Here is a 12291-nt window from a genome sequence, read left to right as displayed (position 1 = left end):
CGGTCTCTGCACCCAGATTGAGTAGTGCAATGGCGTGACATGTCGGGCTCCTTCGTTGCATGGAGGATCTCCGGTGAATTTGAGACATTTCGAGAACAAGGCGCGGCAGTCCTATTGGGTGGTTCACGTCGAGGCGTGGCGGCGCAGCGGTCTGACGCGGACGGAATATTGTCGCGTGCATCGCCTGACGAAGGACACGCTCGATCGCTGGCTGAAGTACTTTGCGGGCAACGACGCGGCGCGCAAACACGCCGAATATCAGGCGGAATTGCGCCGCCAGAAGCGCCTGGAAGAGCGAGCGAAGCGGCAGAAAAAGCGCGCTCGGCTGCGCTTTGCGGTGAGCACGGATGTGCGCAACCGTGCCGTCCAGGCGTTCTGGGCGATGCATGTCGAGGCGATGAACTGGAGCGGCATGGGCATCCGTGAATACGCCGCCGCGCTGCATCTTTCGCCGACGAGCCTGCGCACATGGCGTGACCGACTGGACGAGGGTGAGGTCGAAATCGACTGGCGGGCGCATCTTCATCCCTCCGCCCGTCCGGTCGTTGGCACTAGTGCTAGCGGAACGCCGCCGGAATCGAGCTTGACCGCGGACCCGAAGGATGATCCAGGCGCCCGCCGGGAACCTGCCCGACGCTTCTTCAGCGACGAACAAAAGCGCGCCATCGCACTGGAGAGTGACCAGCCGGGTGTCAGCGTCTCGCAGGTCGCGCGCAAACACGGGATCGTCACGGGCATGCTCTTCCGCTGGCGTGTGCAGTTCGGCGTGGCGCAGAAGAAGCGCGCGAAGCTTGCACCCGTCGCGCTGACTGAGGGCAATCCAGCGGCACTTCTGCTGCGATCTCGTGCAGCCGCCGGATGGAATGACGGCGATCGATCTGCCTGATGGCCGGCGCGTCTTCGCACCTGCCGGCAGCGATCCGGATGCCGTTCGTGAGCATCTCGAAAGCGGAGGAACAGGAAGATGATGATCGTTCCCGCGGGCGTGAAAGTGCATCTGGCACTGGGCTACACCGACATGCGCAAAGGTCTCGACGGGCTCGCCATGCTGGTACAGCAAACGCTGAAGCAGGACCCATTCTCGGGGCATCTGTTTGCCTTCCGGGGCAAGAAAGCGTCGATGCTGAAGATCCTGTTCTGGGACGGAAACGGGCTGTGCCTGTTCACAAAACGTCTCGATCAGGGCAGCTTCGCGTGGCCGGTGATGGCGGGCTTCAATGGCTCGATCACGCTGACGCCGGCGCAGCTTGCGATGCTGATCGAGGGCATCGACTGGCGCGCTCCCGAGCGTGTTTGGAGGCCCGCCCTGGCCGGCTGAAATCGGCGCTTCGACCGTTACGGAAAAGCCTAGAATCCTTGGGTTTTGGCGCTGTTTGTGATAGATTTTGACATGCGGCTCGACCTTGCTGATTTGCCCTCCGACGTAGATCTCCTGCAGCGTCTCGTGCGCGAGATGGCTGATGTCGTCGAGAGCCGCGACGGCGAGATCGAGCGCCTCCAGTCGATCATCAAGAAGCTTCAGCGGGTGCAGTTCGGCCGGCGTTCCGAGCGCCTCGATCCCGATCAACTGGCACTCGCGCTGGAAGACCTCGACGCTGACATCGCGCGCATCCAGCAGAGCCGTCCGTTCGTCAGCAAGCCGTCGGCCGAGCGGCCGTCCCATCGCAAGCCGCTGCCCGATCATCTGCCGCGCGAGGACGTGCTGCTCGACATCGGCGGCGCGGTTTGCGGGTGCTGCGGCGGCGCGCTCCATTCGATCGGCGAGAGCGTCAGCGAGATGCTCGACTGGGTTCCGGCGCAGCTTCGCGTGGTCCGCATCACCCGCCCCAAATACGCTTGCCGTGTCTGCGAGACGGTGGCGCAAGCGCCGGCCCCGGAGCGGCTGATCGCCGGCGGCCTGGCAACGCCGGCGCTGCTGGCCCAGGTACTGGTCTCCAAATATTGCGACCACACGCCGCTCTACCGGCAGTCGCAGATCTTCGCTCGGCACGGCGTCGATCTGGCGCGCTCGACGCTCGCCAGCTGGGTCGGCGGCGCCTGCTGGTGGCTCGAAGCCTTGCACGAGCGGCTGGCGAGAAACGTGTTCGCATCCGATCATCTGTTCGCCGACGACACGCCGGTTCCGGTGCTCGATCCCGGTCGCGGACGCACCAAGACGGGGCGTTTGTGGGTCTATACGCGCGAGCAGCGGCCATGGGCCGGACCCGAGCCGCCGGCGGCCGTCTACCTGTTCGCACCGGACCGAAAGGCCGAGCGACCGGTATCGCATCTTCAGCACTTCAAGGGCGTGCTGCATGTCGATGGCTATGCCGGCTTCGAACAGCTCACGGGCAAGGGCGAGATCATTCTCGCCGCCTGCTGGGCGCACACGCGGCGCAAGTTCTATGAGGTCCAGCAAGCGACCGGATCGCCGATCGCGGAAGAAGCGCTGCGCCGGATCGGCGAGCTGTACGCGATCGAAGCGGAGGTGCGCGGCCAGTCGCCGCCCCATCGGCTCGCGGCACGGCGGCACCGATCGAAGGCTGTCGTGGCCGCATTGCACGCCTGGCTGGAAGCAAAGCTTATGCAGATCTCCGGCCGCAGCACATTGGCCGAGGCGATACGCTATGCGCTCTCGCGTTGGACCGGGCTGACCCGCTTCCTGCACGACGGTCGCATTGAGCTCGACACCAATCCGGTCGAACGCGCGATCCGTCCCGTCGCCCTTGGCCGCAAGAACCACCTGTTCGCCGGCAGCGATGGTGGCGGCGACCGCTGGGCGATCGTCTGTTCTCTCGTCGAAACCGCCAAGCTCAACGGCGTCGAACCCTACGGCTACCTCGCCGACGTGCTTCAGCGAATGGTCGACGGACATCCCGTCAACAGGCTCGACGAATTGCTGCCGTGGACCTGGACATCCAACGGCCGAGCCGCTGCCTGAGCAAACCCAGACTCTGACCAGACGGCGAAGCTTCAACAAGGACCGAAGGTGGTGGTCATATGTTGTGGCGACCCCGGTTGATGGTTCATAGTGGCAACGTGATGGGGATAAACAGGTGACACAATCTTCAGCAAACGGAGCAGATGCAAGAATGCTTGCCGAGGCCATTGCCGCGCTTCGTGAGCTGACGTTGCGCGCGAGAGAGACCCACGATCGGTCGTTCGATGATGGCCATTCCGCCGATACATGGCAGAGCGATGAACTCCGTGCCGCGATAGAGCGTGCCGAGGCAGTAATCGCGAAATCGGAGGCTTCTGGAGAGTAGGAGGCCGCGTCGACGTGCCGCTTCCCTGAACCTGCAAATCCAAGATTCATGTCAACACCTGACCTAACGTGCAGCGACCGGACGCTTACCACCTGCCCCCCTGGCCCCCGCCCGAACCACGGTAGCCGCTGCCCTCACCTGCGATCCGGCCGGCCTGACCTTGCTCGCTCCGATCCGAGCGGCACCAGGAGTTGGCCATTCGGGCCGGTCACGGAAACACCGTTTCGGAGAAAAAACAGCGACTGCCCGGACGGGATTCCCGGCGCGCTTTTGGAATGGGATTTGCCGGTGAGCGCGTCCATATCGGCGGCCGAAATGCCCGCCGCCTTGATCTCTTCCAGATACGAAACCGTCTCGCTAGGCAGCGGTCGCCCGCGCTGCAAATGCTGCTCGTAGCGCTCCGGCCCGGCGTTATAGGCTGCAAACAGGCCTGGAAATCCGAAGCGGTCATACATGGCGCGCAGATAGGCAGTGCCTGCCAGAATGTTGTCGCGAGGGTCGTGCGGGGCGGCTCCGAGGCCGAGCTCTGCGCGCAACTCCTCGTAGGTGGCTGGCATCACCTGCATGAGGCCAATGGCGCCGGCGCTCGACGTGACCGGCCGCCCCTTGAGCGTCGTCTGCCCCCGGCTTTCGGCATCCATGACGGCATAAATCCAGGTCTGTGGAATGCTGAAACGCCGGCTTGCTTCGGCTACGAAGGGCTGCCATCTTGCAAGCTGCGGACTATAGGAGATGACGACCGGCTTCGTGTTGGTCTCGGCGGAACAGGAGCATGGTGCGAGACACGCCATGCTCAGCATAAGGAGGGTCACTCGGTCCATAGCGGCACGAGCCTCCCGATGATGTTTTCGGCCGGCACCGGCCCGAAATAGCGGCTGTCGAACGAGCGATCTTTATCGCTGCCGAGCAGGAAAACCTCGTCGGCGGCGAGTTTTCGGCATGCATTCCACCAAGGCAGCGGACGGTGCTGCGTGTCGGTTGCAAGCCGGCGCGCGGCTATCTCGCCGCCGATGATGATGGCGTTGCCAAAGGTGCAGACATGCTCGCCGGGCAGCGCCGCAAGGCGCTTAACCAGCGGCACGTTGCTGGGCAGATAGAAGCGTTCGGCGGCGAGATCGGCAACCGGTCTTGGTGGGCGGACGAGTACGAGATCACCACGAGCGGGCGATCCGGATGCGACGCGATAGAGGCCGACCGGCGCACTCGCCGAGGCGTTCCAGACCAGCCAGGGCGATGGTTTGCCGAAGGCGGCGAAGCCGATCAGGCCAAGGCCGATTGTGGCAACGACGATCGTCTTGCGGGCTCGAATGCGCCGCAGATGGTTGCCGATCAGACGGATGGTGGGACGCCGGCTCATGAGCGGCCTCCCTCACCGGCCGAGCCGGATTCGTGCGCGCCATCCTCGGGCGCGGTCTCCGGCGCGTGCCCCTTCGACCAGTCGTCGAGTTCGTCGATGTGATAGCGGACATAACGGCCGTGCTTGCGGAATTGTGGGCCACCGCCTTTGAGGCGCATCTTCTCCAGCGTGCGCTGGGACAGCCCGATATAGAAGGCCGCCTGCGCGGTGTTGAGAAACGGACTGCCCTTCTTGGCGCGGGCTGCGCGTTCGTTTTCGTCGTCCATGATGATCCTCGGTTCGTTACGGGCAAGCGAGGCGAGGATCGGCGAGCGAGATCGTTTTGGGGACGGGCGAAGAGTGGGGGGCGAGTTTTCGCCGCCCCTTCGGCGGCCTCACGGGTCCTGAGAGAGGCCCTGCGCCGGTGGGCGGCGCAGGGCTTTGCGGGTCGGCCGGTCAGTCGACCGGGTTCCAGATGATGGCGTAAGTGTCGTCGTCATCCTGGCCGGCGGCGCGGCCCAGATTGGCGTAGAGCTTGCGCGGGCCAAACTCGGGGGCCGCAATCGACAGGCTCACATAGTCCTTGCCGGAGGTCTCGCCGGTGCGGATCCAGGCCGCACCCACTTCGACCCCTTGCGTCAGCACCCGGTAGTCCGGATGGGTGTCGGCGCTCTTTGCCTGATTGGGCACGATGTCGATGTCGGCGCGGACGCTGAGCGTCTTGAGCTGGCCCTTGTAGCCGCCGTTTTCCTGTTTGGTCACGTATCCGATTGCGGTCATTTTCAGTCTCCTCTTGGTGCTCGCAGGGGACCATTCCCCTGCGATGGCGGACCGTGATGGGCGCGTCCGGATCGCCGGAACCGGCACGGCCGCAGCGATAGCGGAGGACCCGAGCGGGGAGTTTTTTTGAAGCGAAGCGGCGCGAGGAAGCCGCCGCAGGCGGCGGGGAAAAAAGCTGCCGGCGAGGGTTTCGGGCCGGCCGGATCCGCCCATAGGTCGTCAAGCCAGGCGCAGGGGAATGGTCCCTGAGACACAATGGAGAGAGGGTGCGCGATCGGGGGCACAATAAGCAGGCGGCACTATGCAGGGGGCCGGCGGCGCGGGCTCTCTCGGCAACCGGATGTACAATTGGCGCCATGCGCCTGGCGCCTCAGCAAGCAATCCGGGGCGGTGCGGGGCTGCCGAATGGGGGCGAATTGGCGTTGGAATTTATCGCACGCGGCACTGGCTCGGCAAGACGATCAATCGGAGCCGGCGCGGCCCGGAGCGGCGCGCGCGTCCTTAGCGGCAGTACTCGAGAAAACGCCGCTCGGGCCCTGATCGACTATTCGCCACGAACAGCGACTGCTTCCTTGCGCACAGATCGGCGAATAGGAAGGCCTCGCAGCTGGGTAGCTTTCGGCCGGGAATTTCACCCAGCGCGGCAGCCAGGCCTCAAGCTGAGGCGGCTTCTCGATGTTCTTGCCGCCGATCTCGGCGAGCATCGAATCGGCGATTTCCTTGTCGCGCAAGCGATCGAAACGCCATTGTCCGGTTGCCGCCATATGCCGACGACGCGCACGAATTGTCGTCGCCAAGCGCCCACCTTGCGCGCGAACATGCCGGCGGCAGCAAGGGGTCGCGATTGCCGCTGGCCACCACCGGGCAGGCCAACAGCTTGTGCCGCATTTGCCGAATGCGGCGTCAGCCTTGCAGCCGGCAAGGCTGGCAGTCACTGTCTCGTTGGCTGCGCGCTGCGACCCGGGGCGCACCTTGGCGATGCAGATCGGCATAGTTCTGCATCGGGGCGGGTGAGTCCCGGGCGCCGTCGGGAATGGGCATCTCCTCGCTATCCGGCGTCGGCTCGGTCGTGGCCAGTTGAGCATCGGGCATCGTCATGCCGCAGTCCCTTCTTGCGCCTCGCCTTCCGCATCGGCCTGAAGGCCAAGCAGGAAATCGGCGGCCTTCGAGGCGAGGCTGGCGGCACGGAAAATGGCGCGGTTGTCCCCGCGCAGCACCTTCAGCCATGAGCCGATGTAATCGGCGTGACGCACGGTCGGCTCGATGCCGAAATTGCTGCAGACGAAGGCGGCAGTGATTTCGGCGACCAATTCTTCACGCGCGTAAGCCTTGGAGCCGAACGAGCCGGAGAGGTCGCGACCAAGCCGCGTCGGGTGGCCGGTCCAGTGGCCAAGCTCGTGAAAGCAGGTCCGGTAATAGTCGATCTGCTGATGGAACGCCGGCTGCGGCGGCACCTGAATGTGGTCGCTGCCCGGCATGTAGAAAGCGCGATCGCCGCCGACCCTGAAATCCGCACCACTGGCGCGAATCAGCGTTTCGGCCTGCGGCACGATCTCGCACTGAGGCAGCGGCTCGGCGGGGGCATGGAGGTGTTCCGGAAGATTGTCGCACTGCGCGACATTAAAGACGGTAAAGCGCTTCAGAAAAGGCACGGCCTGTGGTGCATCGCCCTCGTGGCGTGCGCGCTCCTTCTCGTCCTTGGGGACAAAGCGGTCGGCATGCACGATGGTCGTGCCGCGCTCGCCTTTCCTGACATTGCCGCCCAGGGCAAGCGCCTGCCGGAAGGTCAGCCAATTCTGGCTGGGATAGCTGCGCTCGATGACGGCGCCCCACAGGATGAGGATATTGATGCCGGAATAGCTGCGCCCCGTGGACGCATTCCTCGGCAGGCCGAGGCCTGCTTTTGCGCTGCCCCATGGCTTGACCCATGGCACGGTACCGCGCTCCAGCTCGGCAATGATGCGGTCGGTGATCTCCTGATAGAGGCTGGCGCCCGGGCGCCTGCCCTTGCCTGCGCCAGCCTCTCCGCTGGTGGTACGCTTGCTGTTTGCACGCATGTGTTATCCTCCGCTCACCAATCGCCGCGCCTTTCCCCGGAAGCGGGGTGGGCGGCGAGTCGCGACCGGAAGGGCCCGCCCAGTAGGCGGAACGCATCCGAAGGACCGGAACGAAGAGGAGGACCCTGAGCGGCACGCGAAGGGTTGCGGGCTGCCGCAGCGGGTCTAGAAGGGAGTGCCGCCCGCCCCGCGCCACCGGGAAAGGCCAACAGACAAACCGCGCCGCCCGCAAGGGCGGCGGCCGTCACAGCCCGAAGGGCTGCCCACGCCAAGGGGCGAAGCCGAATGGCCGAGACCGCCTGAGCTTGCCGAAGAAAAGCGGGCTCGTTCACGAGCACCTGGTGCGCGTCGTCAGGCGCGCGGGCGCGCGCCAAGTTTTTTCGCACATGGTCAGGCGGCGCAGTTACGTCGAGAACCCAAAGGCACCGCCGCCGTGCGCGCGGCTTCCTCCGAAAACCAGCGCTCGCCTTTCAACAAATTGAGGCATTGTCCTAGACAATATTCCTGTCCGGATCATGATAGATGCGGCGCGCCCGCTAGGACCGGAGGCTGGACAGAATCTCGCACGGATCAGCGTCAATGGCCGCAGTTATGTCGAGAAACTCGATGACGTCGAGACGCCGCTCTGCGCCCTCGTACTTGGCCACGAAGGATTGGGGACGACCAAGCTTGTCAGCCAGCTGCTCCTGGGTCAGGCCTTTGGCCTTGCGCAGCGAAACCAGCTGGGCCAGAAACCGCTGGTGGCGGGGCGATCGAAGGGATTTGGGCATGGAGGCGAACCGGTCGGGTAAAGACCGGATCAGCGACTAATCCCGGTTTCGGATTATCCCATTTTGGGATATACTGCGTGCGCTCACAGGCGAGGTTCGCAGGCATGAATGGACCAATGGGAACAGATGAGACTCGAAGCTCAACTTTGAGCGATGAAGTCCCCTGGTCGGAGAACCTCACGAGCTACGACAGGGAGCATTTCACAATCTACCTGCGGATCCTGGATGCCTGCGCCGACAATGCCAGCGAAAAGGAGATGGCCGAGCGCATTCTCGGCATCGACCCGTCCATTGACCCGGTCCGCGCCCGCAAAGCTCTTCGCAGCCATATCGACCGTGCGAACTGGATGGTGACGACCGGCTACAAGGAACTGTTCGCCGGCTGATGCACAACGCCCACTGCCACGTGTTTCGAGCAGGCAAGTCTCTGTAGCCAAATTCGGCAGCGCACGGCCGCGACAGCCGGCGCGGCGGGAGCGGTCACAACTGGTTCGCGTGCTGTTTGACTGCCATTTCCAGTGCTTGCATCAAAGGCACAGCCTTGGAGAAGAGGAAGCCCTGAGCGGTTCGGCAGCCAAGCTTGTGCAGGGTTTGCCGATCCGCCTCTGTTTCGACGCCCTCGGCCATGACCTCGATCCCGAGCATGTCACCGAGTTCGATGACCGATTTGACAAGCAGTCGGTCCTCTCGGGACTTGGCCAAGCCGCGAATGAAGCCCTGGTCTATTTTCACCTTGCGTATCCGACGGTCCTTGAGAGATGCCAAGGTAGAAAAGCCGGTGCCGAAGTCATCGAGCGCGATGGAAATACCGGCATGTGAAAGCCGTCCGAGCTTTTCATCCACTCTGTCCGGGTCCACCGGCGATTCTTCGGTAATCTCGATTTCGAACATCGTCGCAGGCAGGCCTCTTGCCGCCAGACCGTCCAGAACCATGTCGTCGATATCGCCGGCTTCCAGTTCGCGAGGGGAAACATTCATCGCCACACGAATGTCACGACAGTCAGCTTTCACCAAGCCGTCGATAAAAGCACAACAGTCGGCGAATACGGTTTGCGTCAGCAGCTGAAGCATTCCGGTTTCGCGTGCGGCCGTGATGATTTCGGGTGGAGAGATGGCACCATGCGTCGGATGGGACCATCTCAGCAAGGCTTCAAAACCGACCACGGTCTCGGTTTCGAGTTTCACGATCGGCTGGAACCAAGGTTGCAATCTTCCTGTCTTTATCGCCGAATGAAGATCCCGTTCGATGGACTGGCGACGTTGCAGTTCCCTGTCGAGTTCGGCATCGAATAAGCAAAATTCGTTCCTGCCATGGCGCTTGGCCGTATACAGGGCGATATCCGCCCGCAACAACATTTCAGTCAGGCTCGGCGTCTGCGCCAAGTATATCCCTATCGATGCCCCGACCCGCACGGACGCGACCTCGATATAGGGGCGAGCAATTTTGGCTATGATATTGGAGGCGAGATCACTGGCAGAAAGCGAAGCTCTCGTTGAGGGAAAAACCAGCACGAATTCATCGCCGCCGATACGAGCGAGCGTTGAGCCTTCGGGTGCTTCCTGCTCTATGCGGCGGGCGATCATGACAAGCAGTTCATCACCGGTCCTGTGACCGTAGGTGTCGTTGACAGATTTGAAGCCGTCCAGATCAATCAGCATTGCCACGAAGGGGCCATCCGCGCTCTTGAACCGACCGATGGCGTGTTCAAGGCCCCGCCTGTTGAGAAGGGCGGTCAGATGGTCCTCCCTGGAGTTGCGCTCCATTTCCGACGCAAATCGCTCTGCCTCATGTCTCAGGCGGCTTGCTTCGCGGAAGCGCGCCTGCCCAACAAACGAAGCTCGGACCAAGCCGCCCATGAAGAGCAGAACGGTGAAAGCCAGAATGTAGCGTTCAAAATTGCCTTTCGCCAAAAGGCACGCCACCGTGATGAGGAGTGGAGGTGTGATGAAGCTGGTCGCCGCCGCGGCATACGAACTGCCATATGTAACCGCACCAGCTGAAATGCCCGCCAGTATGACCAGATGCATCGGTGCTTGTGGTGTTGTGTATCCAACAGTCAGCACGGCCGGGAAGGACCAGGCAAACCCTGCCAGAAGGGCAAGGACGCCAAACATGCGAAGGCGCGGCAAAACGCCAAGCAAATCCTGATGGCGCCCCGTTTCCTTTAGCTGAAAACGGGCGAGTGCAAGCCGGGCGGCATTTAGCGCATTGACGACCAGGAACCAGCTTGCAGCGGCAAAGCCGCCGCCAGAAAGGGCCTGCACCGCGCAAATCAGGCCTGACAGGATCGCGCTTATCGGCATCGACACGAAGAGCCCGGCCCTCAGGTCAGCAAGCTGATCCTGACGGATTTTGGCCTCCAGCGATTCTTCTTCCTTTAGGGGTGCCATGAATGGACCAGCTTGCTTGCGTCGTTGTTCGCGAGGACCAAACCTATGCAAGCCCACTGAAGGACGGGTTAACTACCCAGCGAGGGTAACCAGTGCGCTCACCATGCTTCGGGTCACACCTTTGGCTTAGCATTGCCGAATCATCAAGGCTTCGCCCGCGCGCGTGCCTTGATCCGAATCATGCCATGATCGGCAACGTCACCAGGAGACAGCCTTGCCCCGCGACGACGCGCGCCAGCAAGACAAGGAAGCCTCGCCGAGACAGCGTTCCAGAGCGGCAGCGCTCTGTGCGATTCACCGCCTGAGCATGGCCGAAATGCCATGGCGGACAAAGGGAAGATGTTGGGCAAAGCGGAGCCCAGCATGTCTTGCAAGCCGTGCCGCCGAGTGCTCGCTTGAGTAGAGACCGACAAGCATGTTGGTGGCATGATAGAGCGGCCCCGCCGACAGCCGCAGCCGGCTTTCGTATCTGCCGAGCATGTCGGGATCGGCAATGTCGCGGCGGGCGCGACATGCTGTCAGTATTTTATGAGCGAGTTGCTTCTGGCCGCTGAGGCCGATGTTGAAGCCATGCGCGGTCACCGGGTGCATGCCAATGGCAGCGTCTCCGATCAGTGCCGCACTCGGAGCCGAGAACTTGTGCGCCCAGGTCGTGACCAGCGGATAGGCATGGCGGGTGCTTGCCAGGGTCATCTGTCCGAGGCGTCCTCGACACCGGTGCATCAATTCCATGCGGAACAATTCGTCGTCGAGAGCAAACAGTCTGTCGGCCTCGCTTGAGCGCAAAGTCAGAAGCAGCGACGACACGCCTTCCATGAGCGGCAACATCGCGATGGTCTGATGGTGGTCGAACCATTCGACCGCGATCTGGTGATGGAAGCGCTCGTGCCTCACTCGGCAAATCAGCATGGAGTGGCCAAGCGGATGGATGTTGGCGCCAATGCCGAGCAGGTCGCGCATCGCGGACAAACGCGAATCCGCTGCTACGAGCAGCCGAGCGGCCAATTGCCTGCCATCAGAAAGCGTTATGACCGCCTCGTCTTCGCTATTTGTTGCATTGACGACCGAGTTGCCGCACAGCAGCCGGGCATGATCCTGGAAGTGGACAATTTTGAACAGGGCATCGCGGATCCGACAATTTGGGACCAGAAATCCGAGTGGTTCCCCAGATCCGCTGGGAGCATCGAAGCTCAGGGCGAAAGGGCTGGATCCGTTGAGCACGCGCGCGCCATGAAGCGGTGATTTGTCCGATGCGGGGATGGCATCCCAGGCGCCGAGCTCGCGAAGGATTCTCACTGATGCGTGGGTCAGCGCGATCTCGCGACCGTCGAAAGCCGGATTCGCCAGGCTGTCGAGCGACTGCCGTTCAACCACTGCCACCTTGAGTCGGCTCCAGGCGAGCGATGCTGCGAAGGCAAGTCCGACCGGCCCAGCTCCGACGACAATGATGTCGAATGTGTCGACATAGTCGGCCATCAGCGTGCCGCCATAGCGGCTATCTTCGATACGAAGCGCTCTTGAAGCATCGCAATCACCCACGGTTTGCCGCTCATCTCCCCAACTCGATAGACATGCGTTCTCCGTTGGAAGCCTGGTCAATGAAACCATGCCGATGAAGAGATAACGCTGATCTGGATCAACCAGGCTCGACAAACCCGGCAGCGGCGGGTTCACGGTCGAGTGGTCGATTGCCGTGAAAACGTCTGCATGTC

At 62.7% G+C, this 12291-nt stretch carries 15 protein-coding genes; 5 read left to right on the top strand and 10 right to left on the bottom strand.

All coding sequences use genetic code 11. The annotated features are described in order from the left end of the window. Window positions 1-118 precede the first annotated feature (118 nt). From tnpA to NKH02_RS23165, 4 genes are all read left to right on the top strand, one after another. The gene (tnpA, locus tag NKH02_RS23180) at window positions 119-886 is read left to right on the top strand and encodes an IS66 family insertion sequence element accessory protein TnpA (RefSeq protein WP_352881734.1); all 768 of its coding nucleotides are present in this window, start codon (window positions 119-121) and stop codon (window positions 884-886) included. Between the two features lie 78 nt (window positions 887-964). Beyond that, on the top strand, window positions 965-1318 hold the full coding sequence (gene tnpB / locus NKH02_RS23175) for an IS66 family insertion sequence element accessory protein TnpB (protein ID WP_352664824.1): 354 nt from the start codon (window positions 965-967) through the stop codon (window positions 1316-1318). A gap of 72 nt (window positions 1319-1390) precedes the next feature. Then, on the top strand, window positions 1391-2920 hold the full coding sequence (tnpC, locus tag NKH02_RS23170) for an IS66 family transposase (protein ID WP_352881733.1): 1530 nt from the start codon (window positions 1391-1393) through the stop codon (window positions 2918-2920). 151 nt (window positions 2921-3071) lie between these two features. After that, entirely contained in the window at window positions 3072-3245 is a 174-nt protein-coding gene (locus NKH02_RS23165; RefSeq protein ID WP_352881731.1) for a hypothetical protein, read from the top strand. A 134-nt stretch (window positions 3246-3379) separates the two neighbouring features. On the opposite strand, the gene NKH02_RS23160 is transcribed toward NKH02_RS23165, so the two are convergent. The 8 genes from NKH02_RS23160 to NKH02_RS23125 all read right to left on the bottom strand — a co-directional run bounded on the left by NKH02_RS23160 (window position 3380) and on the right by NKH02_RS23125 (window position 8188). Next, window positions 3380-4036 carry a lytic transglycosylase domain-containing protein gene (locus NKH02_RS23160; RefSeq protein WP_502913856.1) on the bottom strand — a complete coding sequence of 219 codons (657 nt, stop codon included), beginning with the start codon at window positions 4034-4036 and terminating at the stop codon, window positions 3380-3382. A gap of 17 nt (window positions 4037-4053) precedes the next feature. Then, on the bottom strand, window positions 4054-4602 hold the full coding sequence (gene lepB, locus NKH02_RS23155) for a signal peptidase I (RefSeq protein WP_352881727.1): 549 nt from the start codon (window positions 4600-4602) through the stop codon (window positions 4054-4056). Continuing rightward, the gene (locus tag NKH02_RS23150; RefSeq protein ID WP_023740428.1) at window positions 4599-4868 is read right to left on the bottom strand and encodes a helix-turn-helix transcriptional regulator; all 270 of its coding nucleotides are present in this window, start codon (window positions 4866-4868) and stop codon (window positions 4599-4601) included. The genes lepB and NKH02_RS23150 overlap by 4 nt, the downstream gene beginning before the upstream one ends. A 169-nt stretch (window positions 4869-5037) precedes the next feature. Next, a complete protein-coding gene (locus NKH02_RS23145; protein ID WP_023735798.1) occupies window positions 5038-5361 on the bottom strand; it encodes a DUF736 domain-containing protein in 324 nt (107 codons plus the stop codon). 461 nt (window positions 5362-5822) lie between these two features. Beyond that, entirely contained in the window at window positions 5823-6065 is a 243-nt protein-coding gene (locus NKH02_RS23140) for a hypothetical protein (RefSeq protein WP_352881724.1), read from the bottom strand. A 199-nt stretch (window positions 6066-6264) separates the two neighbouring features. Continuing rightward, window positions 6265-6459 (bottom strand): hypothetical protein, encoded by a 195-nt coding sequence (locus NKH02_RS23135; RefSeq protein WP_031261320.1) that lies wholly within the window; start codon window positions 6457-6459, stop codon window positions 6265-6267. Beyond that, entirely contained in the window at window positions 6456-7418 is a 963-nt protein-coding gene (locus NKH02_RS23130; RefSeq protein WP_352881721.1) for an ArdC family protein, read from the bottom strand. The genes NKH02_RS23135 and NKH02_RS23130 overlap by 4 nt, the downstream gene beginning before the upstream one ends. A 536-nt stretch (window positions 7419-7954) precedes the next feature. Beyond that, a complete protein-coding gene (locus NKH02_RS23125; protein WP_023735803.1) occupies window positions 7955-8188 on the bottom strand; it encodes a helix-turn-helix domain-containing protein in 234 nt (77 codons plus the stop codon). A gap of 104 nt (window positions 8189-8292) precedes the next feature. Between NKH02_RS23125 and NKH02_RS23120 the strand changes: the two genes are divergently transcribed. Next, window positions 8293-8574: a DNA -binding domain-containing protein gene (locus NKH02_RS23120; RefSeq protein ID WP_081731037.1), complete on the top strand. Its 282-nt coding sequence runs from the start codon at window positions 8293-8295 to the stop codon at window positions 8572-8574. Window positions 8575-8668: 94 nt separating this feature from the next. Here NKH02_RS23120 and NKH02_RS23115 read toward each other — a convergent pair whose 3' ends face one another. Both NKH02_RS23115 and ubiM read right to left on the bottom strand, forming a co-directional pair. Further along, entirely contained in the window at window positions 8669-10579 is a 1911-nt protein-coding gene (locus tag NKH02_RS23115; protein WP_352881719.1) for a putative bifunctional diguanylate cyclase/phosphodiesterase, read from the bottom strand. 294 nt (window positions 10580-10873) lie between these two features. Beyond that, complete coding sequence (ubiM, locus tag NKH02_RS23110) at window positions 10874-12055, bottom strand: 5-demethoxyubiquinol-8 5-hydroxylase UbiM (protein ID WP_352881739.1); 1182 nt, start codon at window positions 12053-12055, stop codon at window positions 10874-10876. Between the last annotated feature and the right edge of the window lie 236 nt (window positions 12056-12291).

This window comes from Mesorhizobium sp. M1396 (assembly GCF_040317725.1).
Lineage (GTDB): Bacteria > Pseudomonadota > Alphaproteobacteria > Rhizobiales > Rhizobiaceae > Mesorhizobium.
The sequence above is the reverse complement of the archived record's forward strand: the minus strand, read 5'-3'. Positions and strand labels throughout refer to the sequence as shown.